18 protein-coding genes and 1 pseudogene are annotated in these 24620 nt (G+C 48.5%); 6 read left to right on the top strand and 13 right to left on the bottom strand.

What is annotated here, in order from left to right; all coding sequences use genetic code 11:
• The 3 genes and pseudogenes from G3352_RS28540 to G3352_RS28530 form a co-directional block, all read right to left on the bottom strand.
• Positions 1-368, bottom strand: a pseudogene (locus G3352_RS28540) (YVTN family beta-propeller repeat-containing protein); the annotation flags it as partial.
• A 115-nt stretch (positions 369-483) separates the two neighbouring features.
• Positions 484-843, bottom strand: a complete 360-nt coding sequence (locus tag G3352_RS28535) for a hypothetical protein (RefSeq protein WP_163761438.1) — start codon at positions 841-843, stop codon at positions 484-486.
• Positions 844-1252: 409 nt separating this feature from the next.
• Complete coding sequence (locus tag G3352_RS28530) at positions 1253-1819, bottom strand: NAD(P)H-dependent oxidoreductase (protein WP_163761437.1); 567 nt, start codon at positions 1817-1819, stop codon at positions 1253-1255.
• A gap of 198 nt (positions 1820-2017) precedes the next feature.
• On the opposite strand from G3352_RS28530, the gene G3352_RS28525 reads away from it, so the two are divergent.
• The 3 genes from G3352_RS28525 to G3352_RS28515 all read left to right on the top strand — a co-directional run bounded on the left by G3352_RS28525 (position 2018) and on the right by G3352_RS28515 (position 4293).
• Positions 2018-2380 carry a winged helix-turn-helix transcriptional regulator gene (locus tag G3352_RS28525; protein ID WP_163761436.1) on the top strand — a complete coding sequence of 121 codons (363 nt, stop codon included), beginning with the start codon at positions 2018-2020 and terminating at the stop codon, positions 2378-2380.
• A 44-nt stretch (positions 2381-2424) separates the two neighbouring features.
• Positions 2425-3144, top strand: coding sequence for an SDR family NAD(P)-dependent oxidoreductase (locus tag G3352_RS28520; protein WP_163761435.1), 720 nt, complete (start codon positions 2425-2427; stop codon positions 3142-3144).
• A 291-nt stretch (positions 3145-3435) separates the two neighbouring features.
• Entirely contained in the window at positions 3436-4293 is an 858-nt protein-coding gene (locus tag G3352_RS28515) for a type II CAAX endopeptidase family protein (RefSeq protein WP_163761434.1), read from the top strand.
• Between the two features lie 341 nt (positions 4294-4634).
• Here G3352_RS28515 and nagZ read toward each other — a convergent pair whose 3' ends face one another.
• From nagZ to G3352_RS28475, 7 genes are read right to left on the bottom strand one after another with little or no spacing between them, the layout of a single operon-like run.
• Positions 4635-8069, bottom strand: a complete 3435-nt coding sequence (gene nagZ / locus G3352_RS31345) for a beta-N-acetylhexosaminidase (protein WP_240343271.1) — start codon at positions 8067-8069, stop codon at positions 4635-4637.
• A 10-nt stretch (positions 8070-8079) separates the two neighbouring features.
• Positions 8080-9237: an N-acetylglucosamine-6-phosphate deacetylase gene (locus tag G3352_RS28500; RefSeq protein ID WP_163761449.1), complete on the bottom strand. Its 1158-nt coding sequence runs from the start codon at positions 9235-9237 to the stop codon at positions 8080-8082.
• 2 nt (positions 9238-9239) lie between these two features.
• Positions 9240-10022 carry a glucosamine-6-phosphate deaminase gene (locus G3352_RS28495; protein WP_163761433.1) on the bottom strand — a complete coding sequence of 261 codons (783 nt, stop codon included), beginning with the start codon at positions 10020-10022 and terminating at the stop codon, positions 9240-9242.
• 39 nt (positions 10023-10061) lie between these two features.
• Positions 10062-12338, bottom strand: coding sequence for an Ig-like domain-containing protein (locus tag G3352_RS28490; protein WP_163761432.1), 2277 nt, complete (start codon positions 12336-12338; stop codon positions 10062-10064).
• A gap of 59 nt (positions 12339-12397) precedes the next feature.
• Entirely contained in the window at positions 12398-13957 is a 1560-nt protein-coding gene (locus tag G3352_RS28485; RefSeq protein WP_163761431.1) for an extracellular solute-binding protein, read from the bottom strand.
• Positions 13958-14005: 48 nt separating this feature from the next.
• On the bottom strand, positions 14006-14875 hold the full coding sequence (locus tag G3352_RS28480; RefSeq protein ID WP_345940822.1) for a carbohydrate ABC transporter permease: 870 nt from the start codon (positions 14873-14875) through the stop codon (positions 14006-14008).
• A gap of 13 nt (positions 14876-14888) precedes the next feature.
• Complete coding sequence (locus G3352_RS28475) at positions 14889-15857, bottom strand: ABC transporter permease (protein WP_079696277.1); 969 nt, start codon at positions 15855-15857, stop codon at positions 14889-14891.
• A 264-nt stretch (positions 15858-16121) separates the two neighbouring features.
• Here G3352_RS28475 and G3352_RS28470 point away from each other — a divergent pair, with 264 nt between their 5' ends.
• Positions 16122-18407 (top strand): helix-turn-helix domain-containing protein, encoded by a 2286-nt coding sequence (locus G3352_RS28470; RefSeq protein ID WP_163761430.1) that lies wholly within the window; start codon positions 16122-16124, stop codon positions 18405-18407.
• A gap of 75 nt (positions 18408-18482) precedes the next feature.
• Here the strand turns inward: G3352_RS28470 and G3352_RS28465 are convergent, their stop codons facing one another.
• On the bottom strand, positions 18483-19508 hold the full coding sequence (locus tag G3352_RS28465; protein WP_163761429.1) for a leucine-rich repeat domain-containing protein: 1026 nt from the start codon (positions 19506-19508) through the stop codon (positions 18483-18485).
• 246 nt (positions 19509-19754) lie between these two features.
• On the opposite strand from G3352_RS28465, the gene G3352_RS28460 reads away from it, so the two are divergent.
• On the top strand, positions 19755-19982 hold the full coding sequence (locus tag G3352_RS28460; protein WP_163761428.1) for a hypothetical protein: 228 nt from the start codon (positions 19755-19757) through the stop codon (positions 19980-19982).
• A 113-nt stretch (positions 19983-20095) separates the two neighbouring features.
• Positions 20096-21283: an aminotransferase class I/II-fold pyridoxal phosphate-dependent enzyme gene (locus tag G3352_RS28455; RefSeq protein WP_163761427.1), complete on the top strand. Its 1188-nt coding sequence runs from the start codon at positions 20096-20098 to the stop codon at positions 21281-21283.
• Between the two features lie 213 nt (positions 21284-21496).
• On the opposite strand, the gene G3352_RS28450 is transcribed toward G3352_RS28455, so the two are convergent.
• A complete protein-coding gene (locus tag G3352_RS28450; protein ID WP_163761426.1) occupies positions 21497-23545 on the bottom strand; it encodes an iron ABC transporter permease in 2049 nt (682 codons plus the stop codon).
• A complete protein-coding gene (locus G3352_RS28445) occupies positions 23542-24543 on the bottom strand; it encodes an ABC transporter substrate-binding protein (protein ID WP_163761425.1) in 1002 nt (333 codons plus the stop codon). The genes G3352_RS28450 and G3352_RS28445 overlap by 4 nt, the downstream gene beginning before the upstream one ends.
• Positions 24544-24620 lie beyond the last annotated feature (77 nt).

The raw sequence follows: 24620 nt of genomic DNA, 5'->3' as shown, positions 1-24620 counted from the left end.
GTACCTGTCGCTCCCGTTACTCCGGTTGTGCCTGGTATACCTGTCGCACCCGTAGCCCCAGTTGCACCTGTGGCTCCAGTGCTGCTTGGGATTTCACCCAGTAATTCTGAAGAAACTAAACGATGGGCTGTTACCAAAGAGCCTGTGCTGCTCTTACCCCATACTGATACTTGAACAGGATCATCAACCATCGTTGTTGTTGTGAAAGTAAACTCGAAGGCATCAAAATTGGCATAATAGTTGTTGGTTATTACTTGATTTGGTGCGATGTCAAGAGACTCACTGACATACAGAATCCTCAATCCACCACTCATGTAATACCCTTGTAGCTGTATGGTTGAGGCTGTCACATCGCTGCGGTTATCCATTCTGACGGTAACTGACTGAGTCGGTCTAGCACCACTAACAGAATTATTTTCTATCGGCCCTGTTGATAAAAAGCTCATCGTTACTCTCCCCTTTCTTTTGAGTAGATTCTATCTGCTAGATGTTTTTAACTGTTTTTTCGTGCTCCAGCACCCGATGTGCATCTACCAATTGTCCCGACGCTTGTTTGCCCCATACTGAAATTCCTACTTCTTCCGCACCTCCCGTACTGGTTCCAAAAACAAACTCAAAAGCATCTAAGTCTGCAAAATAATTTTTGGTCACTGCTTCGTTAGGTGCAATACTGATCATTTCGCTCACATAAAGCGTTCTTGTTGTGCTTAGCACATACCCCTGAACGGATACTGTTACAGAGTCAACAGCAGTTCGACTTACCAATCTAATCGTGACCTGTTGTGTCGGTCTAACACCAGAAACCGGATTGTTTTCGATCGGCCCAGTTGATAAAATAACCATCTTCCCCATCCCACCTTTTTATGAACCTCTTGCTCTCTTAAGCTCACATGAATAGTAATATTCAAACATTAAACCAACGGTGTGGACAAAAGACAGGCGTCAATTCACCATTATTCATCAGACATATAAGGTTACGGCAAGAAGCAATATAAGAAGTTCTTAATGTTGCGTTTAAACATTTGAAAAAATAGAAATCCATTTTAAACTTTGATAATACAGCTTCTTATGAAAGCAGTTGAAAATGCTGGAATTCAAATGTATTCACAAGGGGCTATATATGAATAGGAAAAAGGCTGTACCAAAAGTCATGCTCATGACTTTTGGTACAGCCCCTTTCATGGTTATTTTGGTCTAATGATGCTGGCACACGTTATTCGCTCCCATGTGCAACGTTCCGAAATGTAACGATTCACAGAGACGTTATTTCATCGACTGTATCGTTTTTCAGGCTCTGATACTCATAGATATATCGGATATAATTTTGTGCGCTTTGGTTAATTTCTTCATCGGTAGCTTGAAATGAGGCACCAAAGACTGCAAAATACGGTAACGCTACGGCCCCAACATGATTTATACTGGCTTTGAAAGGCGTAACCACCTCATCTACGGTAAAGGACACTGAACCATCCCTCGTGTAACTTTCCTTCTTGTCGCCAATGGATATGGCCAAGCCCATCTTTTTCCCATGCAATTTGTTACCTGTTGATCCATACGCCCAACCGTAAGTAAAAACATCATCTAACCACTTTTTCAACAAAGGTGGATAGCTGTACCAATATAACGGAAACTGCAAAATAATATGTTCATATGCTTCGAGTAACTTCTGTTCTCTGGACACATCGATGTTCCAATCAGGATAGGCTTTGTAAATCTCATGAATTGTAATATCAGAGTGTTGCAGCAGCTCATCTTTCCAGCGTTGATTTACTCTTGAAACCTCTATATTGGGATGCGCCAGAATGACGAGTGTTTTCATGATTAACATTCCTTTCGCGGTTCAGCTATAGGCTTTTTTTGAATATGGCCATTATCATATAAGCCTGAAAAAAAGAAAATACACACTCGAAAGTAAGATGGTTACTTCAGAGTGTGTATGGACTTCATCAGCCCTATTGTGAGAAAATGAATAGTTATACCACATCAACAAGATGTAACATGAACGAGGTGATATGTCATGAAGCAATATAACCTGGGAATCGAAGCGACACTCGAAATTATTGGCGGCAAATGGAAAGCGCTAATCATATGTTTATTAATGTCCGGTGTGAAAAGGACTGGCGAGTTACAGCGCAGTATAGACGGTATCTCGCAAAAGGTCCTGATCCAGCAATTACGCGAGCTTGAAAGAGACGGCCTTGTCAGAAGGCATGTTTACCAACAGATGCCGCTCAAAGTCGAATACAGCCTTACAGAGTATGGAGTAACCGCCAACAAGATCGTGGATGTGATGTGCACATGGGGGCGGGAAAATATAGCATTAAGGCAACAACAAGGAGAAGACATTATACTATTGGAAAATAAAGAGCCTGCTTTTTGAGCTGGAATCTTTAGCCGACACTTTGAGAAGAAGGAGCACTTAAATTGAAAAACTATCTTGTATTCGGTGCTAGCAAAGGATTAGGAGATGCATTTGTCAGGGGTGTACCTGAGCAAGGTGATAAAGTCTGGGTCGTGTCTCGCACGAAACCTGATAACTTGAAACTAGACGATGGGGTAGAACGCATATGGATACAGGCAGATCTGTCTGACCTCCATGCATCCGAACAGATCTGCGATGCGCTTCAGAACGAGACATTGGATGTTCTCATTTACAATGTGGGGATTTGGGAAAAAGAGGGGTTCGAGGACCACTATACGTTTGATAAGGACACCCCCGCCGACATCAGTAATCTGATTCATGTGAATGTAACATCAGCTATTGTATGTATTCAGGCATTATTACCCCACCTCAGGAAATCAACAGCAGGCAAAATTATTCTTATTGGCTCGACTGCGGGTCTGAGCAATGCGAACAGTACTCAGGTTTCTTTTGTGGCCTCCAAATTTGCCATTCGTGGAGTTACAGAAGCCTTGAGAGAACATACAAGAAAAGATCGGATCGCGGTTACGTGTATCAACCCGGGAGAACTCGCAGCCGAAGTTCCATATAAAGATGGCATTGACCGTGCTCTTTCCGAATATAATGGTACACGAATCCCTCTTCAGGACATGGTTTCTATCGTAAAATGCATCGTCAGCCTGTCCAATGCAGCCTGTGTAAAAGAAATTAATATGCCGGCAATTACGGATATAAACGCTTAATAAAAATTCAAAACGGATTAATAAATCTCCGTGACAACCAGAGACAAACAAACATTAAGAGCGCGTTTGAAACGTGCTCTTTGTGCTGCAATAAGGTAGTTAACATTTTATAAAATGGACTAAAAGATGCTTAAATTCACTTCATTTTAAAAAAACGTCACTATACTTTAGTCCTGTCCTTACTGGGCTAGGGTCTTGGACAAAGACTGGGCTTGAGTTTGTACTGATTATGGTAAATCCACTGCTATACTGCAAAGCGATATACATATTTTGATAAAAGGAGCTATCACAATGAGAACAAATTTCAGCACCATGCCCAGCACGAGTTCAGAGGAAGAAAAGGTCCAAAAAGCCAGGCGAGGACTGCTCGTTTTCTTTGCCATGCTCATCCCGCTCTCCATCATTAGTTATGTACTGATCATGAAAGCACCGATTTTCGGTCTGCTCCTCATGTGGACACCTGGCTTGTCCTCCATCTTCGCCCGTATCGTACTGCGTGAAGGCATCTCGGATATTTCCTTGCGGATTGGTGGGAAGCAGACACTGAAGTCATTACCTTTCATCTTGTTTTTTCCAGTTGTTATTGGTTTATTTGCTTATGGAATCGCATGGATTACGGGGCTGGTTCAGTATGTTACACCGGACTCATTCATCGAAGGCCCATCTGGTGTTATCCTTGCAGGAACAATACTTTTTCAAATATTTGCGGGTACTGCAATCGGTATAATCAGCAGTTCAGGAGAGGAGCTTGGCTGGAGGGGCTATATGCTGACTCGACTGATTAACGCCCGTGTACCTAGACCCATGCTGACGAGCGGAATTATTTGGGGTGTATGGCACCTTCCCGTAATGCTTTTTGCAAATTATTATTCCGGTCCCTATCCAGCCTTATCGGTTATCCTATTTATGATTTCAGTGACCTCTTTCAGTTATCTGATTAGCCGCTTGCGCTTAACAACGGGCAGCATATGGCCTGCGATTCTCCTCCATGCATGTTGGAATGCAGTGATTCAGGATGCCTTCGATATATCTTCTAGTGGCAAAAACGTTCTGCTATGGACTGGAGAATCCGGAATTTTAGTGGCTCTCGCCTTGCTGATTGCAGCATGGATGATGTCGAGAAAGCCTCTTGTCATAAGACAGCTATAAACTATTGCTGCAGGTGAGGATATATAAAACTTTTTGAGAAGACGATGTTGTTGTATTAGAGTCTAGTTAGCCACCAGGCTATGAATCATTCTCCCAATAGCGTCTTTGAACCTGAAGCGAGTGACGGAATTCGGAGCTAAATGAACGTGTTATCTAGGAAAGAGCATCAAAGTCTTAAGATTGACAAAAGCCCGCAAAGTAGCGGGCTTTTCGATTTTCCGTCATGGATCTCTGGATTTCAGACTAGATCGCTTGTAAGTATGAAGACTGGCAAATACATGCGAGCTTTTGAGCTTTTAGATATGTTTCATTGCCCTATTGAACAACTCATCACTGACAAGTCACGTTGATGCTGTCATGCACTCCACCATTGCCCGCAGTGAATAATCGGAGGTTGAACACAGCAGAATGCATCCGGCTGTCTGGGGCAGTGCGGCGTCATCATAGGGATTGCGCAGCACCAGATTCAGCAGTGGCTTAACCGCAGCCAAGGCCTCCGCCAGTTCCAGCTGACCTGTGAATAGATGGGCATTAAGGGTGCCCTGGATAACGACATCCGTATCAGCGGCTTGCTGTATCAGGGACTTTATCTGCTCGGCATCTGGCTTCATTGCACAGTAGCACGTCTCAACAGCCAAGCCTTCATCCTTCAATTGGGAGGCTAACCTGATTTCCGCAGAACCGCTATTATCGGCCTGGGTCAGCTGCTCCTGCTGCGGCAGTATCAGCAAATATTTCAGCGAATCCTTGAGTGGCAGCAGACCCTGCGGATCCCGGCTAACTTTCACAGTCATACGAGCCAGCTTCAGTGCCACCTCTCCCCACTGCTCTCTGGGAATCGGCTGTGCAGACGCTTGGTACTGCCGGAATTGGTCATACAGCTGCCGAATACGAAGAACCGACTCGTCGATTTGCTCCTCATTGATTCGCCCATCCCGTACAGCTGCCAGAATACCCGCGATGACCCGACTCTGAAACTCCGGCGTATGGCACATCAGGATCATATCGTTCCCCGCCTGAACGGCCAGAACCCCCACCTCTTCCGGGCTGAAGTTTTTGCGAATGGCCCCCATTTCTATATCATCGGTGCAGATCACCCCCGTAAAGCCCAACTGTTTCCGCAGCAATTCCGTGGCAAAAAAAGGACTGAGTGAGGCTGGAAGTCCGCCGGATTCAGGAATGTTGGGAAACACCAGATGCCCCATCATGATTGAATCCGCCCCGGCTTCAATCGCCTCAATAAAGGGAAGCAATGGCCCCTCCATCAACTGTTCAATCGTTAGCTCACATTCGGGCAGAACAATATGTGAGTCTCCGCTCACTTGCCCATGGCCGGGAAAGTGCTTTGCCGTCACGGCTACACCCGCTTCATGCATCCCCTGAATATAAGCGCGGCCGAATTGGGCCACCAGCTGTGGGTCCTCTCCAAAGGAGCGAACACCCACAACCGGATTATCTATATTCGTGTTCACATCCAGCACTGGTGCCCAGTTCATGGGGATGCCAAGGTAGTGCAGCTCACTGCCGATGATTTTACCGAGCAAACGGGCGGCTTCCGGATCTTCACTTAAGCCCACTGCCCGGTTGCCAGGGACATAGGGAAAAAAGGACTTAAACTTGGACAAGGTGCCGCCCTCTTCATCTACCGAAACATAATAAGGCAGAGGGCTGCCGCTATCTCCGGCTATGTTCTTTACTTCTGCAAGTAGCGCATGTGTCTGCTGCTCGCTCTCAATATTATGGGGAAAGATGCCGATCCCCCCGAATCGGTGCTGTGCCATTCTGCCGCGAAACTCCGGCTCGGCCCGAGTCGATGGTGTGCCTACTACGCACATCAGGGCTATTTTGTCTTCAAGGCTCATTACCGTCAGATCAGTTTGTGTATGGATTGCGTTCAGACCCAGTTCTTGATAGAGCGTGCGCTCCAGATAATCATGCAGATAGAACCTCGATTTCACAAAGTGCTCCGCCATATCAGAGGGCTGGTAACGCTCCAGCGCAGCCTTCATCCGAGGCAAGACCCCCTCACGTCCACGGCGGTTTCTCGTATAATTGTTATGGAGTGAGCTCCACTCCGCATCGTCTCCGGGATACAGCTCCCAGCGGTAAGCATACTTATGGATTGCCCGTGAACGATCTGTCGCCACCTCAAAATCATGCATGATCGCAATCAGTTCCGCTTCTTCCTTGTGCTCGCGCACTTCGTCCATCAGCTTCCATATCACATCATAATAATCCTCTACTCTGTAATTGCCGAGAAGGTTGTGTCCGGTCACTGGATCAATGCCATGAAACCGTTCCAGAAACCGATCGATGAAGGTGGCGGTATCCGCTTTGCGGTTCCAGGCCAAATCCGAATGCAGCAGCATGGGATACCAGGTAGTTTCAAAAATACCATATGGAACACCGAGGCTGAAAGGCCCCGTCCAGTTGGTAGCAACTACACAGCCAAGATTCAGTTTGTCAGCCGTCTCTGCCCACTGAAGCAAGTTGTCTGTCCGGTTCAGCAGCACCGGATAATTCTGATGCTCAGCCCAATCAAAGCTGCGGACTGCTGGCGCTCCCATAACTTCAATGCCGAGCGCCCTAAATTTATTGGCATGTGAAGTAACCTCCGCTTCGATATTGCGACCGTTGTAGATCCAGATCATGGCGACACTTCGCTGATCCAGCTTAGCCAGTTCCTCTGGCGGGCATTTATCCAGCATGTCATGCCAGAAAATCGGCTGTTTCCCCCGTTCTGCCGTAAATGCAATCAGACGGTTCAAAAAAGCGATAAAAGCTCGTTCACGCACGCCTCCAAACTCAATTTTGCAGCGTTCGCATTCGCATAGGCTATAGACCTCGTCACAGCCGAGATGGATATAACGCGAATCTGGATGAGCCTCGATCATCTCCTCAAGTAAGGTGGTTATCAATCCAAAGGTTTCCGGATGCGATGGGCAGATCTCCCCGGTGGACTGCTCTGTTTCGCGAAGATGCCGCCAACCTTCGTGGCGTAATACATATTCCAGATGTCCAAAGCTCTGCTGGAGCGGAATAATCTCTATAAAGTGCTCGTGGGCGTTCCGCTTTAGTTCTTCCAGCTGTGAACGACTTAACGCATGCTGTGGATGTACGAACTCGGGATGTAACTGAAATGGGAACTTATCCTCGTATTCAATCAAAATTGCGTTCGTCTTATAACGGGCGAATTCAGCTAAATAATCCGTCAACAGTTCCGGCTTCGAGAAAGTCTGACGCAGGTCCAAGTTCATTGCCCGCATATGTGTATCCGGCCAGTCGGTTATGGACACCGCCGGGATGCACCCATCCGGTCCAAGCAGTTGTACCAATGTCTGCAATCCATAAAATAGACCCGCCGCATCCAGTGCGTATACTTCAGCCCTTTCGGTCGACACCTCCAGCTTATACCCTTGTGGACGCCCGTCCAGCCCAGTCAGATCCGTTCTGTCTTGTTGAGTGAACGAACTAAGACCAGGGATGACCGGGCTCTTCTGTAGTGCTCCCGTGACTTCATAAACTGCATGGGGTCCGTGGTCCCCATCAACTACCTGCTGCGTTTCCTGCCCTGAGAGACGTTCGATTACTAACAAATAACCCTTTTCTATTCTGGAGCATGTATATTCCATCCCCGGAAATGCCCGGCGGCAATGAATATCCAATCTGGGATCATCCTGTTCCATGAAAAGAATCAGTCTTTCCCTGCCATTTAGCCGCAAGGCTTCTCCCTTGGTCGCTGCAATCTGCTTCGGTTGCGGTATCAAGCTCTGCATCGCTCTCCCCCTATTCTCGGCTCTGTGGACTGATCTGGCCATTCTTCCAGCACTGCAAAACACTTAACTTTCCACCATCCGTGTTGAAGCTAACGATATCTGCGGGCGCTCCGACCTCAAGTCCAGCAGCCTGTTCAAGCCCAAGCAGCCGGGCCGGATGCACCGCTGCACAGTCCCAGGCATCGGGAATCCCGGACAACCCCGCTTCCACAAGATACCCCACCTGATCCGGCAGCATCATCACCGAGCCAGCCAACAGCTCAGGCTGGCCGGCAAGGTGCAGCCGACCTTCCGCCGTCAATACCACATCACCACCAATATGCAGGTGGTAGGAACCTGGTGGCATACCGCTCAGCGAGACGGCATCGCTGACCAGAATGGCGCGATTCCGTTTCATCCGGAGAATTACGGACAGCACGGACAGCGGAAGATGATGACCATCCGCTATCATGCACCCATACAACTCATCGGCCGCCAGCTGTTCCCACAGGTAGTTCGGATGACGAGGAAGCATCAGGTGTGCACCGTTGCCAAGATGTGTAGACATCACAGCTCCTGCGGAGACCGCTTCCCTAATCTGCTCTGGCGTTGCTGCCGTATGTCCAATCGAGACAAGAATGCCGGATTCGCAGCACCGGGCAATAAATGAAGCTGAACCAGGCCACTCGGGTGAAAGGGTAATAATGCGAATTAATCCATCGGCGGCATCCTGCCAACGGCTGAGCGCCTCCCAATCAGGGGGAACAATATGCTGCTTTGGGTGGGCGCCGCGTGGGCCATCCTCCGGCGAGAGGAATGGACCTTCCAGATGAATGCCCACAATTCCCTCGACCGCATCCCGGTTCAGCCGAACGGCTTTTGCAATGACGGAGGCCGCCTCAGCCAACCTTACGGAACTGTTCGTAATCAACGTCGGGCAAAAGCTTGTAACACCTTGACTTTTCAGCTTCCGGGTCAGCTGCACTACCGTATCTGGACATAGCGGGGCTGTGTTCAGATCCAGCCCCCATCCGCCGTTCACCTGTAAATCCACCAGTCCAGGCGCAAGCCAGGGCAGGCAATCTCCGGGAGGCGACATTTCAAGTTCAGTAACAGCAGTGATACGTCCCTCTCTGATCCCGACCTCAATGGGCAACCCTGTTCTGTAGTGCTTCCCGATCATTGGCATGCTCACAGGCCGCAGGCTTCCCGGTCTGTGAACATCGTGATTCCGGGATGTGTACGCAGGATAGTGGCAGGACATGCCGTGCTGATCGGATCATGTAAAGCTGCCGCAAGTGCACGCCGCTTGGATGCTCCCGGTACAATTGCGAACAGCTCCCTTCCAGCCATCAACGTTGGCACAGTCAGGGTCAACGCCTCCGCAGGCACATCATCCAGATGGGCAAAGCACCCATCGTTCACCTGCTGACGGCGACAAGCTTCGTCCAGTTTTACCGCTTTGACGATCCTCGAATCTTCAAAATCGGCAACAGGCGGATCATTGAAGGCGATATGCCCATTCTCTCCGATCCCGAGGCAGACGATATCAATAGGAGCCGCACGCAGCAGGTCTCCATATCTCTGACACTCCTGCTCCACATCTTGTAGCCCATCCAACAGCTCCACCCGCCCAGGCTGCACCCGACTGAACAGCCGATCCGTTAAATATTGACCAAATCGCTGGGGAGCCGTATCCGCCAGCCCCATATATTCATCCATATGAAAGGTACAGACCCTTGACCAATCGATACCTTGCTCCCGTACCAGACCTTCATACAATTCGTTTTGCGAAGGAGCAGCAGCGAACACCATGCGTACCTGACGCTCCGAATCCTGAAGCAGCTGTCTTAATCTGGCCCCAACCGCAGCCGCTGCCGCTGCCCCCATCTGATTCCGATTAGCATAAACCTGCACAGACATATGTTCAACGATATGAGTCTGGAGCGGTTCCACCAAGTCATTCACATTCATGTGCTTCCTCCTCCTTCAAGCCACTTCTCGTCTGCTTGTTCAATTGCTGGCATTCAACATTAGCAGCGTTGTATGCGGCGAATCATGACCTGCTGCGTAGTAATAGCCGTTGTAACGGATTCTCCGCGGTTCAAAACCAACCTGTCTGCCCGTTCCCACCGCTTCCGAGACAAGCGTCACGCTCCCATCCATTCCTGTTGTCCCGCTGGTATAACGCCCCGCCGAATAAGTAAATCTCCCCTCGACTTTCGCCCCCGAAATTATTGCGCCTGTATCATAATCTCTGACCTTCATGGTGACGGATACCCCTGATCCCCCATAGACCAGATTCATGTCCGTTACAATCAATGCCTTCAATGTGGTGCTGCCAGTGGTCGCCGACACTTCATCGGTGAGAGGCCCGATATTGCCACGCAAATCACGCGCCGCAATACGATAGTAGTATGTCGTATCCGGCAGCAGTCCCTTGTCCTGGTAATTCAGGGCGCGGGCGAGTCCAACGATATCCGCAGCGACAGGCGTGAACCCCTGCACGGTACTTCGGTATATCACATAGCGTTCCACTTCCATGTTATCCGAAGCCATTCCATAATTCAGATGTACAGTCTGATAATCAGTGGCCTCAATGGAAGGAACCCCTGAAAGGGCGGAAGGAGCTTCCTGGTCATCCGGCGCTGTCCAAACTACACCGCCCGGCCCCCAATAAGAAGGAAGTGCCCGGTAGGAATCATAGTGATGGACGGCAATGCCGCCAAAGGCGCTGCTCTGTCCGTAAGCTGCATATACCTTATCCAGCTCGGCTTCCATGTGGATACGTCCCTCCTCCCAGAAGGTAATGGTCTCCGGGTCTCCGCTATTGGCGATATCCAGCGTTTCCACACCAATCACCACGGAATTCGGCTTGCCGATCTGATCCGCATAAGCCAGCTCCCCAGCAGCCCCGGCAATAATGCCAGCGGAGCCATCCGCCGTATCCCGGTAATCCATAATGGAGATATAATCAGAGATATCCTGAACATGCTCAGACAGCCATTTGCTGGAGCCATTCCATGAAATATTAGCTGCTTGATCCGATGTGTCATACCACTTGGGCACAGCAGGACCGAACGGAAGCCAAATACCTGCGGTATCCCGGCGATCAATCATCTTTTGCAAGCCATCCAGGTATTCCTTCTGCAGGAAATGACTTGGGTCTTTAAAGTCGGGAGAGATATAAGGCTCAATATCCACATTGATGCCGTCAAACTTCTCCGGTTCCCCCGCTGCAAGATTGTAATTGATCACCTGCTCCATTTCCTGCACAGCATGATGGTGATATTTCTCGTAAGCGCCCATATAGGCCGGCGTAGTGCCACCTGCAATTAACGCATGCACCTGCAAATTTTTGCTGTGCGCCCAACTCACGAAAGAACGCAACTCCACTTCCTGCGCTTCCAGTGCATCGTATCCGGCATAACCGCCTACTGCAAGATAAAGCGTCTGGACCGGTGTTTGGCCGAATGTCTGCGTATCGGTGATGAATGACTCCAGCACCTGTCGCGATCCAGGGTTCAGCAGCAGTTTATAACTCTCCGGTTCCCAGATCCACATGGCCCGCTCCTGTACAGGAAGAGGAACGACAGTCTCATGCGTCCCGGTTCCAACCTGAGCATACACCGTCGGGCTATAACCATAACGCTCCGGTCTGCTGGCCGCTCTGGCCTCCAGACTGACCGTGCGATCGCCAAGTCCCGCCGTGTCCCAGGTGTATACATATGCAGGGCCTTGCTGAACAGCTTCCTCCCATGGCCCGCGGTTTACCCGAACCTCTACCAGCATGATCGGAATTGGAGAGCTGGTCTCGACAGAGATCTCCACCTGGCCGCTAAGAGACACGCCCTCAGATGGTCCCGTGATGGTTACTACAGGAACAGCACCTGCTGGGTTATGAACGGTAAGGATGGCAGGCGCTCCCCATACCCCGTAACGGGTGGACGTATCCAGTCCACGAACCACCAGTTCCACAGTCCCGTTATAGGCTGAGGTATCCAGCATATAAGACCATGTGCCGCTGTCATCCCCATCCGGATCATTTAATACCACTTCGAATTGAGCCGTTCCGTCCACAAACAGTCGAATGTCATACAAGTCGGTATAACTGCCCCCAATTTCCACCAGCCCTCCATCCGACACATATCCGCCCGCAGGCGCGTCCAGTGAAATTGAACCCGCCGCTTCTGCCTTGCCAGGGACAGCTATTCCAATCGTCACCATACAGATCAACAGAAACAATCCCAGTTTGAATCCGGAGTACACACGCAGATGCTGCTTTTTCATAAGCGAAGCCTCCTTTTGCCATTCTGTAATGGTCTAGGATTCCTGTGCCGTACATTCGCTCATTTCGCGCTCAGCTGAACATTCTGAACACGGTCATACGCTTCCTTATAGGTGTTCAGCAGCTTATCTACCCCAAGATTGTTGATTTCCTCTACATACTTCTCCCAATCCGCCAGACTCCGGGAACCCGTTACAAATTTGGCAAAGCTCTCGTCACGGTGCTTCTTGATCGCCTGACCGGTAATGGATATGACCTCATTTTCCACTTCTGTAAAAGCAGGTCTTGGCTGCATTGCGGGAGGATCATATTTGACCGCTTCTTCATAGGCATGCTTCAAATCGTCCGAGAACAGTGACAAGTGCGCGTTGAAATCAATCCATGTATAGGTCCCGCTGGTCTGAAGCCCTGTCTGCTTGCGCATTTCAATGACATCGCTATACTCGGGCTTGAACTTGATCGTATCGCCTTCCTTTATAAAGGTCTCTCCCTCTACACCCCAGCTGCTCAGCGTACGTCCTTCCTCAGAATAGAAAAAGTCCATGTACTTCATCACATCATCAATGTTCTTGGAGGTCGAGGCCACCGTCAATCCGCCTTCCATATAATGAAAATACGGATTCAGCTGTGTGCCCCCTGAAATGCCTGCCGGAGGGGCCAGAAACTGCATGTTGAACTCTGGATTCTCCTGCTGCATGGCATTATTGAAAAAATCAATCCGACTGATATAATCAATGGTTACAAATGATTTTCCGGTCGAGACCATATCCTGCCACTGCTTGGTTTGCAATGATAAGAAATCGGGTGGGACCAACCCTTCATCATAAAAACTTTTCCACATCCCTACCATGGCCTTGTAGTTGTCTTCAGTCGGTCCATAACGCCATTCCTTCTGGTCAAAATCATAGTAGGCACCCTCACCCGTTCCGTAGTTCACCGTCATATTGGCATTCATCTCATCCGGGATCTGACCGTAACGGATGGAGAGAGGGTAACTGTCCGGGTATTTCTCCTTCAGCGTCTTCAGCGCCGCATGCAACTCTTCATAGGTTGTTGGAACCTGAATGCCTTCCTTGTCAAAAACATCCTTGCGGTACATCCAGATCATACGATTCGTCTCGCCGAAGCCCTGATTCGGGAACATATACATTTTGCCGTCGGCGGACAGGGCAGCCTTCGCTTCCTCGGGATACTGCTTCATCCATGCCTTCAGGTTCGGCATATTGTCCATATACTCCATCAGGTCCACCAGCGCGCCCTGTTGACCAAACTTGTTCGAATCCTTGCGATTAGGCATATACATCAGATCAGGCAGCGCTTTGGAGGCAATTGCAAGGTTCAGGCTCTCATCCAGCTTGCCGGAAGGTGTCTGAACTTCCAGCGTGACACCGGTCTTTTCCTTCAACCAGCCCCAGATGGGCCAACTCTTGGAATAGGGGAACGTGGCATTGTTGTCCAGCAGGGCCGTGAAGGTCTTTCCCGCCCCGGTTGAGTTATCGGTTATTCCAGTACTGTTCCCCTTGGTATCTGTTTGCGGGTCGGAACCATTGCCACCACTGCACCCTGCCACCATCGTTACTGCAATCAGCAGGGGAAGTATTACCGATTTCCATTTGCCCATAAGCTTCTCTCCCTTAATCTGAATTCGCGGTGCATTTCTTGCCTTACTTTAACCTTTGACCGCACCAACCATGGCTCCCTTGACGAAATACTTCTGTACAAACGGATAGATGACCAGAATTGGCAGGGTTGAGACCATGATGGTCGCATACTTGAGCGATTCCTCCACCACCAGGTTATCTCCCCCAATGGATGTTACGTCGCCTGAGCTTGCGCTGCCGGCCAACACTAGATTACGCAGCAGCACTTGGAGCGGAAACAAATCGGGAGACCGTAGATAGAGCAGCGGAAAGATAAAATTGTTCCACATACCCACAGCATAGAACAGGGCAATCGTCGCAAAGGATGCCTTGGACAGCGGTACAATAATACGTATGAAGATTCCAATATCGTTCAAACCGTCCATCCGGCCCGATTCCTCCAGCTCTTTGGGGATGCCTGAGAAGAATGTGCGCATCAGAATGAGGTTCCAGGTGCTGACTGCCCCCGGAAGAACCATACCCCACACGGTGTCCACCAGATTCAGGGAACGGACCACCAGGAAGGTTGGAATCATCCCGCCGCTGAAAAACATCGTAATTACAATCAAGACGGTGAAGCTATTACGCAGTGCCATGTCTTTTCTGGACAATGCGTAAGCTCCGGTGGAGGTGACCACCAGCGAGATTAGTGTGCCAAGCATGGTGTAAATGATCGTATTTCGGTAAGCCGTCCAGATTTGCGGATCGCCCAGCACCAATTTGTACATGCTCAGATTAAAACCCTTGGGCCAGAAGGAAATATTGTTTTGGATGACGTTTACGTTGCTGCTGAGGGAAACCGCCAGCATATGAAGGAACGGATAGAGTGTGACCACCACAACGAACAGCAGAATCAGCGATGCCACAACGTTAAACCAGGAAAATCGGAGTGAGTTCACGCCACACCTCTTTCTACCATAGACTGGTCTCACTTAATCGGCGGCTAAGCCAGTTGGCCGTATAGATGAAAATCAGACTGATGACACCCATGAACAAATCAATGGACGCACCATAGCTGAAATTCCCCTGTACCATACCCACCCTGTAAACATACGTGCTGATAATATCCGCTGTATCGTAGATCGCCGGATTCTGCATCAGGAAGACTTTCTCGAAGCCGATCTCCAGCACTTTGCCGATATTTAGAATCAATGTAATGACGATCGCGGGAGATATGCCGGGCAGTGTAACATGCCAGATTTTGCGCAATCGGCTTGCTCCGTCCATATCCGCGGCTTCATACAACTGCGGGTCGATCGCCGTCAGCGCAGCCAGATAAATAATGGTCTCCCAGCCGATGTGCTGCCAAATTTCTGACAGGACGTAGATGCCCCGGAACAGCCCGGGCTCATTCATGAAATTAATCGGTCCAATGCCGATGCCTGCCAGCAAATTGTTAATTAGCCCTCCCGTTGGGGATAGAAACATAATCACCATACTCGCCACGATTACATTCGAGATGAAATGCGGCAGATAGCTGACCGTCTGTACAAAACGCTTGAATGCTGCCCTTCGCACCTCATTCAGCAGAATGGCCAGCAAGATTGGGGCTGGAAAGCCGAACACCAGCTTATACAGTCCCAGCAGAAACGTATTCTTCATCAGCGGCCAAAAATCGGGATTCTCCAGAAACATCCGGTAATATTTGAATCCCACCCAATCACTCGCCCAAATTCCTTTAAACAGATTGTAATCCTTGAACGTGATGACCAGACCAAACATCGGCGCATAGCGGAAGATCAAATAATACAGGAGGCATGGCAGGAATAGCAGCCATAGCGCCTTGTTCCTGTTCCAGGTTCTGATCAAACGCGACTTCCGCCGAGGCGGCCGGTGCGCTTCTTTTTGCGGTTTGCTTTGCATTACGCTAGCATCAGCCATCGGCATGCCCCCTCTTGCTTAGATGAGTTAATTCGACTTGTATGTCAGCTAACTTACCCTGGAATTCCGGGGTTCGTATTCGAATTATAGCTATATTTCTTTAGAAAGCGCTATCTACATGTTATATAACTTTTCGCCTTTACTCCTTTTTTCCAGATATCCGCGTATAATTCAGTAAAAGTGTATATTGTTTGTGTCAGCTTTATGCCGCTATGATAGGATTAACTACTCGATCCGGGGCTTTACTCAAGGGGGAATGTCATAATGAAGGGACTGCTTACAAGCAAATTTGCGCTGAATGGACTGTTTGTCAAGCTAATGCTGAGCTTCCTCAGTGTCATCCTGATTTTGGCTTCATTTAATCTGTTCTCCCATCTGTACTTAAGCAACAAGGTCTATCAGGAGATGGTCAGACAAAATGAACTAGGCCTTGCGCAGACTGTTGAAGGGTATGAGAATCATTTCCGTCTGACCCAGAACATGATTCTGGCCCTCACCCAATCGGATACCTGGACAGCCAATCTGGGCATTATGAGCCACATTAAGGAGAACCGCCGTTACGATATTCCCGCTGAGGTGAAGTCGGACCTCTCCACGCTGTACGCTAATCCTTTTCTGCATATCGACAATTTCATTCTCTATTTCAAGCAAGAAGACTATGTACTGGAGAAGGAAGGTCTTAGCAGTGCCAGCGATATGTTCGGTAAATATTATTATAGTAAAGAATATCCTCCGGACTATTGGAAAACTCAAACGATGAACAACCAGTTCCTGAAAGTAATGCCTGCCGCAGCTTTTACGGAAAATACCCTTCACTCATCCCGCTCTCTCGGTCAACTGATGCCGGTCATGATGAAAGCCATTCCCTACGAAGATGTGTACGGCATTATTATGCTGGATCCACAACGTATGCAGGACACATATGGCGATGCCGCTAATAATCCGTTCTACATTCTGGACAACGAGGGGCGCCTGCTTTTTACCACGATGGAGGAGGAACTGCAGAATCCGCAGCTACCTGCAGACGGAAGCAAACATGAACGTATTGGGGATCAGTATTACTTCTATGAAAAAGGTATGCAAACCGGATTTACCTATGTCCGGGTCACCCAGGCCGCAGTAATCGCCGCGGAAATGCGGGGCATGCAGCTGCTGCTGGCTTTCCTGCTTGGCGCTGCTGTGCTGATTAGCGTGATCTCCTCCCTGTTTTTCAGCATAAGATTAAACCAGCCGCTCCAGCGCCTTATTGCCGCTCTGGACCGAAATCCGGACAGCGGACCAGACAAATGGAGCAGTGTAAAAGAATTCGCCTTGATCGGCGACCGCCTGAGCTCTATTCTGGAGAATAACCGTTACATTCAAAGCGACCTTGCGCAGAAGAACTCTCTCGTACGCCAGTACGCTTATATCCATAAGGTAAAAAATATACCGCTCAGCTCCTATCTGGCGGAGCTTGAGGATGCCCAGCATTCCGAGCAGCCTTATGTTTCCATTCTGTTCAAGGTGGGCTTCAAATCCCAGCCGGATGAATTCGGGCAGCATACCCTGTTATTATGGAAGCTAATTCAGAGCCTGTTCACTAGCAGCAAAACCAATAGCGTTGCCATTCAGCCCGAGCAGGACCAACTGCTCCTGCTGCTGTTCGATCCAGGTCCACAGAGTGGTATTCTTCAAGCGCTCGATACACTGAAGGAGTTGCTGGCTGTCGAGGAAACCCTTTATCTGACCATCGCGGTAAGTCCGGTGTATTCCGGAGAAATTCCATTTACCGATGCGTACAGCAATCTGTCCATGCTGTTGAAAGAGCGCAGGTTGAATGGTGAGACACAAGTTATTGTGGAGCCGCGCGCTTCTTCGTCAAATGCCTTCCATGTGAAGGTCACCTATGGGGAGGAACTGCACAACCTGCTGCAATCCGGCAATGAAGAGGCCGTATTCGCTTGGCTGGATCGCCAGCTGGAGCAACTGCAGCACAAGGATGCGGCCGCAGAAGACTTCCGCACCTTTGCCATCGGTGCAGTCGAACAGATCAGCAAGACGGTGATGAAGCTGAATTTGACGAACATCGAATCCGAGCTTCGCTCTTCTCCTCCGGGAGAGGCATTTGCTGGATTCCATTCCATGCAGCAATACAGGGAATGGCTTCAGGCGCTGGCTCAACCGGTACTTGCGGCAGTACGCAGCCAGTTGGAAACGCGTGATCCGGTTATCAGCTTTGTGCTGGATTACCTGGATCATCATTATGGGGAAGATATTAATTTGAATATTGTCGCCGACAAGTTGAATTTAACATCGGGGTACCTCTCCAGTATTTTCAAGGAAAAGACTAACATCAACTTCAGCGAATATCTGAACAATCTGCGGGTTGAGCGGGCCAAAGAACTGCTTATGAATGTAGATCTTCGGATCCAGGACATTGCGACACAGGTCGGCTATCAAAATGTGAACTCGTTCATCCGTATGTTCAAGCGTCGGTACGGGCTGACCCCCGGAGAATACCGCAAGCGTCATGCGGGTGATGAGCCATTCATCTCCTCCAGCCATGGTTAGCCAGGCATGAGCGGGTAAGGACCGAAGATTGTAATACACAAACGCCCGCTTCGGAGGCGGGCATTTGTGTATGATCTACATTAGAATTTTGGACAGGTGCACAAGAGCCATCGAAGGAATTCGCTGTTCTTCAGGGATATGTTCATAAAGCAGATGCCCTTTTCCCGCTTCAATCATTTGTTTGCTCATACCGGCAATCCGACCTTTACTATGATCAATAAAACGAAAATCCACCTGTCGCAAACTTTGCATTTCGGTCAAACGTTCGAATGCCTCAGCCTTGATCCCCTTATGGATCTCTTTCAGTTCCAGCACCTCCAATTGATCCGCAGTCCACAGGTTCTCAATCTCTTGCAGAGACTTCATGAAATCCAATTCAAGCTGACGCAGATTCTTCATGTGCGAGAAGTCGCACAACCGCTCGATTTTGGGCAATGACAGATGCAGATAGACCAGATGATGTAATGCCCCCACTGCATCGATCTCGGTTAGATTCTTTACGGACGATAATCTCAGCATACGGATATTCGATTCAGCCAGTACTTCGAGTGAACCAGCCAATGTACCGTGATCGAGAGCCAAATACTCGATAAATGGTAAGTCTACAACAAAATCAAGCTGATCAATGTCACAGTTCAGGACGAGGGTACTCAACCGAATGCAGTCCTCAATCGGCGAGAGATCGGGAAATTTCCCGCTAAGTGCAAGGTAATTCAAGTATTTGTAATTTCGGATGAAGTCCAGGTTTTGCTTTTTGGGTGAGCGAATGTTCAGAAACTCCATCTTTTGCAGCGCACTCAATATACTTAAATCTTGTGGTTGCTTGAGATCCAGCTGCAAAGCAGTGACATGTTTTAAACCAGCAAGTGCCTCCAGAAACTCTTCTGAATACCGCCCCTTCACATCTGTATTGGACACATTTAAAATCAAATCGGGTCGTTTGGCAAACACATGTTCATCCAATGTTCGCAGATCATGCATCTCGTCCAGCCCAACTACAAAGCTAATTGTAGCCCTGTTCCGCAGTTGTACGATAGCCTTGTCCATTTTATCCTCGTTCCAGGGAACTCCACTCATCGAAGCGGCCCACGGTTCGTTCATTATTGGTCACCCTCCAATTCTCTGATACTTATCCATGTCTAGCTTTCCTTTAATTGTAAATCAAGAAGAGTACATTGAGAAGTCGGATATTCGATTGCAATACTGTATTCTGCACTCTGTACTCGGTAACAACTGGTGTATTCATGAAAATGGGAAAGAGATAATCTTTTAAAATCCATAATGTTACATCTAAAGAACATTTATCCGATATAAAGAGATATCTATTTGAAAGAGGGGTGAAATCTGATGAATAGTTCATTAATAGGTCCTGGAACAGGACTTATTGCCATTGCTGCGGGTGTAATGATGATTGCTACTTCCAAAAAAGAAAAGCGGATAGAAAACAGCTTCATCTACAAACACGGCTTTAAACCAGGCTACGAAGATAAAGCTCGCAGAACATCAATACGGGCGAATCGCGTCGCAGGGTTCGGTTTGATTCTGATTGGTCTAGCTGCGATCGGAATTATCTAATACCTGTTAGAAGCTTTAAAGCTCATTTCGTGGTTACTTATCACCTGAAAACTCTGCTATAATACCTCCAAGTGTTATTCCCCAAGGGGAGATCAGGATGGAGGATAATCATCATGAAGTTTGCTAAACGTATGGAACATTTCAGTGAGGGGATATTCACACGTTTGCTGGAAATCAAGAGGAAACGACTGGAGAATGGAGAACCTGTCATCGATTTAAGTGTAGGCACACCGAATATTCCCCCTGCCCAACATATCATGACGGCTTTATGCGCGGCAGCAGCAGATGCTTCAAACTATACATATGCTGTAAATGATCAGAGCGAATTGCTGCAAGCAGTCAGTGAATGGTACAAGCGCCGTTACCATGTTGAACTGAACCCGAAAACCCAAATTTGCTCCTTGCTTGGATCACAGGAAGGTCTCGCCCACATCTCTTTGGCGATCGTTGATGAAGGAGATCTGGTCCTTGTACCCGATCCTTGTTATCCAGTCTTTGCTGATGGACCTCTACTTGCAGGAGCCAAACTGTATTATATGCCCCAAAAAGAAGAACATGGATATGTTATTCAACTTCAGGACATTCCTGAAGATGTTGCGCGCAAAGCGAAATTCATGCTTGTATCCTATCCCAACAATCCGACGACAGCAATGGCACCCGATCAGTTCTATCTGGATCTAATTGATTTTGCCAAGAAATATGACATTATCGTTCTTCATGACAATGCATACAGCGAGCTAGTGTTCGATGGGAAAACGTGCGGTAGTTTCCTTGCTTGTCCCGGGGCGATGGATGTCGGCATTGAATTCAACTCGTTATCCAAAACCTATGGATTGGCTGGGGCACGAATCGGCTTTTGTGTGGGAAACCCGGATGTGGTATCTGTGCTTAAAAAGCTGAAATCCAACATGGATTACGGCATGTTTCTTCCGATTCAGAAGGCAGCCATTGCTGCAATCACAGGGGATCAGAGTGAAGTTGAGCGGGTCAGAAATATCTACGAGGAGCGCAGAGATATTCTTTGCGAAGGATTCAGCAACCTCGGTTGGCATATTGCCAAACCCGAAGCCAGCATGTTCATCTGGAGTCGGATTCCAGACCACTACGATACCTCAGAACAGTTTGCCATGGATCTGGTTACACAAGCGGGTGTAATCGTAACGCCTGGGAGTGCCTTCGGACCTTCGGGTGAAGGATATGTGAGATTCGCTTTGGTTCAGGATAAAGAGACGTTGCAGCAAGCGATCCAATCGGTAGATAACTGTGGAATTTTAAAAAACAACTCCGTTATACCACGATAAGAGTTCAGCGTTACTTGTTAGAGTTATCCCCCAAGTCCTACACAGCGAGTATGAGTCTCACGTTGGTTAACGTGATCTCCATACACTGTGGACCAAGGGGATTTTTTACTTTCAGCCAGGGTAAATAAAAGGGATACCTTTCTAAATCAGAAATACGGGACAAACGGGTAATAAAAAGCCTGCTCGATGGCAGGCTTCCTGAATTTAAAATCATTATATTGACTTGCGCCAGTTGGAACGATACATCAGATACAGGAAATACGGTGTACCAATGATTGCAATGAGTATTCCTGATGGAATCTCTGTTGGCGCCATGACCGTTCTCCCGATCGTATCGGCCAGCACCAGCATGACAGCCCCCGCCAATGCAGATAAAAACATCGATCGTCTTAATTTGTGTCCCGTGAGCAGGCGAACCATATGGGGTGCAATAAGACCGATAAAGCCGACAGTCCCTACACAGGCAACAGCCCCTGCTGCCAGTAACACCCCTGTCGTCATCGCTAGTAATCGTGTACGACGCACACTCAGTCCAAGTCCTGATGCGCTATTGTCGTCGAAGACCAACAATTCAAATCTGCGAGCCAACCACCAAGCCACCGGAACCAGAATAATTAAAAACAGGCCGATAATTTTAACCTGATCCCAGGTCCGAGCATAGGTACTTCCTGTTAGCCAGATGTATCCACTACTACCGTATACCGCACCACGGACAATCAGAATCTGAATTCCTGCTCCTGCAATGGCAGACATCGCAATTCCCAGCAACACAACCGCAGACGGGTTCAGCCCTTTCTTCCAAGAGAGGGAGAAAACAACTACTGCGGCGATGGCTGCACCGATGATTGCTGCTATGGGCAGCAAATAAATTGGTAGACCCGGGAACAAAATGATGACCATCATTGCTCCAAGCCCAGCACCAGAGGATACACCAACAATTGAGGCATCCGCCAGCGGATTACGTACCGCCATCTGAATGAGCACACCACTGATTGCCAGTGCAGCCCCCGCACCTGCAGCAACTAGCGTACGCGGAATTCGAAGTTGAATTAACGCGGAGAATAGTCCATCTGATTGGAATAGACTCGGTAATAGATCGGCCAGCGGAATTCGCATACCGCCAAACATGGTACTGAGCAAGATCAGCAATACAGTGATGACCGAAAATAATACGGCCATCGGACCGAATGCAAAGCGACGTGAAGGTGCTCCTGTACTCATCGAAGTGGACATGCCCGACCCGTTCGCTGCCTTCATACGTGTGAGTACAAGCCAGATCAGCCACGGTGCACCAATAATTGCCATTACAGCCCCTGTCGGCAGCTCCATGCTGGAGTTATGCACCATCTTGGCGAGTACGTCCGCACCAACCAAGAGAGCCGCTCCCCATATAAAAACACCAGGCAGCAGCAATCGATTGGAGCGTACTCCACTCAATCGAACCAAATGTGGTGCCACGAGTCCCACGAAGCCAATCGGCCCGATTACACTGACAATCACCGCAGCCAGCAATACCGCAATAATCAAACCGCCAGCACGAGCGAGTCCAACCTTTTGTCCCAATGAGGATGCCGTTGATTCATCCAGTTCCAGCATATCCCACTGTCTGGACAAAATTAGCGCAAGAATGGTAATGCCCACCACCCAGGGCCAAGCATAAGCAACACCACTCCAGTCATTCTGAACAAGTGTTCCTGAGCCCCAAAGAAACAGTCCCTGCGTCTCCATAGAGAAAAAAATATGCAGTGCACTTGTAAATGAACCAAGTACCATCGATACAATCATACCCGACAACGCAAGTCGAACAGGGCTGGATGTTCGTCCGCCGCCCATGAAATAAGCTGCGAATGCTGCAAGCAAACCGCCAAGAACTGCAAACAAAAATGGCGACTGACTTAGCAAGCCTGGAAAGAGAATAGTTCCCAGCACCACGATAAAGTACGCTCCTGCATTAATGCCCAGCGTGTCTGACGCAGCAAGCGGATTTCGAGTAATCGTCTGTAACAGCGCTCCCGCTACAGCCAGAGCACCTCCTGCAATAATACCAATAACCGTACGTGGCATACGTAAATCCCAAATCATATTATGCTCTAAAGTATTCTGTCTGCCAGTAAGTGCGTCCCAAACGGTGTGTAATGAAATGGCTGCCTCACCATAACAAAGGCTTACAAAAAAAAGCACGATGAGAGCGGTTAGACCGCCCCCATATATGCTTATTGTACGCCAGTTCATTGCTGGCCTAGTTGCCTGAACCGAACTCATTTGGTAATCGCCTCAACAACGCCATCAACCAATGCTTTGGAGGAAATGGGTCCACCAAATGTCCATGTCGTGCTATCCAGTTGATATGTGCGTTTTTCCTTGACAAAGTTGAGTCCGTTCCACACCGAGTTATCTTTCATTGCTGTGCCAAAAACATCATCGTCTGGCTGTGTAATATAAATGAAGTTACTATCCTGCACATCAGATAAAGATTCAATCCCCACTGTAGAGAAACCATAACCTTCTAATTTTTCTGGCTGCCAATCGTTAACCAAACCAATTTTGTTCAACGTGCCAATCACAACCGAGTTATCGGTAAACATGCGCAGACTGGCCGCATTTTGATACGTGAATGCCTGTGTCAGAGCAAAGTGGAAATTATCTTTACCCGCAGCAGCCAATTTTTCTTTGGCTTCTGCATAATGCTGATCCAGTTCATCCAGTACTTGCTTTGCTTTGTCCTCTTTGCCCAGAGCAGTTGCGATGTTATTAAAGATCTCTGTCATTTTGTCATAATTATAGCCATCGCCATCATACGGGTCGTATTCAATCGTTGGTGCAATTGCATTAAGCTGATCGTACACCGCAGTATTATTGTCTGCATTGGCAATGATGAGATCTGGCTTCAATGCAGCGATAGCTTCCAGATTCGGCTCACTCCGAGTTCCAATATCCGTCACACTGTCATCCAGTCCTGCTTCGGATGATACATAGACTTTGTAATTGGCGTTATCTGCATTACCTACTGGTTGAACGCCCAGTGCAACCACATCTTCGGTGTATGTCCATTCCAACGTAACCACACGCTCTGCTGGCTTATCCAGCGTCAGCTCTCCGCGTTTATGCTTCACCGTCACAGGACCTGCTGTCTCTTCTGCCGGAGTACTTCCTGAATCAGCATCCTTACTTGCATCTGTAGTAGTATTGGCTTTACCGCATCCTGCCAGGACCAGCACAAACGCCAGCATGATCAAAAGTCCTTTTAATCCTTTTTTCATATTTCTTGTCTCCCCTATTTATATGTATTAATATGATAACAATTATCATTATCACTAATGGATTATCCTGTAGAATT

Source organism: Paenibacillus sp. ALJ109b (assembly GCF_010747435.1).
GTDB lineage: Bacteria > Bacillota > Bacilli > Paenibacillales > Paenibacillaceae > Paenibacillus > Paenibacillus taichungensis.
Note: the sequence above shows the minus strand (reverse complement) of the source record. Positions and strands in the feature narration are given on the sequence as shown.

Bases quoted from the DNA above. Each gene is read 5' to 3' on its own strand.
- G3352_RS28535 (WP_163761438.1), bottom strand. From the start codon at position 843: ATGGTTATTTTATCAACTGGGCCGATCGAAAACAATCCGGTTTCTGGT.
- G3352_RS28530 (WP_163761437.1), bottom strand. From the start codon at position 1,819: ATGAAAACACTCGTCATTCTGGCGCATCCCAATATAGAGGTTTCAAGA.
- G3352_RS28525 (WP_163761436.1), top strand. From the start codon at position 2,018: ATGAAGCAATATAACCTGGGAATCGAAGCGACACTCGAAATTATTGGC.
- G3352_RS28515 (WP_163761434.1), top strand. From the start codon at position 3,436: ATGAGAACAAATTTCAGCACCATGCCCAGCACGAGTTCAGAGGAAGAA.
- nagZ (WP_240343271.1), bottom strand. From the start codon at position 8,069: ATGCAGAGCTTGATACCGCAACCGAAGCAGATTGCAGCGACCAAGGGA.
- G3352_RS28500 (WP_163761449.1), bottom strand. From the start codon at position 9,237: ATGCCAATGATCGGGAAGCACTACAGAACAGGGTTGCCCATTGAGGTC.
- G3352_RS28495 (WP_163761433.1), bottom strand. From the start codon at position 10,022: ATGAATGTGAATGACTTGGTGGAACCGCTCCAGACTCATATCGTTGAA.
- G3352_RS28490 (WP_163761432.1), bottom strand. From the start codon at position 12,338: ATGAAAAAGCAGCATCTGCGTGTGTACTCCGGATTCAAACTGGGATTG.
- G3352_RS28485 (WP_163761431.1), bottom strand. From the start codon at position 13,957: ATGGGCAAATGGAAATCGGTAATACTTCCCCTGCTGATTGCAGTAACG.
- G3352_RS28475 (WP_079696277.1), bottom strand. From the start codon at position 15,857: ATGGCTGATGCTAGCGTAATGCAAAGCAAACCGCAAAAAGAAGCGCAC.
- G3352_RS28470 (WP_163761430.1), top strand. From the start codon at position 16,122: ATGAAGGGACTGCTTACAAGCAAATTTGCGCTGAATGGACTGTTTGTC.
- G3352_RS28465 (WP_163761429.1), bottom strand. From the start codon at position 19,508: ATGAACGAACCGTGGGCCGCTTCGATGAGTGGAGTTCCCTGGAACGAG.
- G3352_RS28460 (WP_163761428.1), top strand. From the start codon at position 19,755: ATGAATAGTTCATTAATAGGTCCTGGAACAGGACTTATTGCCATTGCT.
- G3352_RS28455 (WP_163761427.1), top strand. From the start codon at position 20,096: ATGAAGTTTGCTAAACGTATGGAACATTTCAGTGAGGGGATATTCACA.
- G3352_RS28450 (WP_163761426.1), bottom strand. From the start codon at position 23,545: ATGAGTTCGGTTCAGGCAACTAGGCCAGCAATGAACTGGCGTACAATA.
- G3352_RS28445 (WP_163761425.1), bottom strand. From the start codon at position 24,543: ATGAAAAAAGGATTAAAAGGACTTTTGATCATGCTGGCGTTTGTGCTG.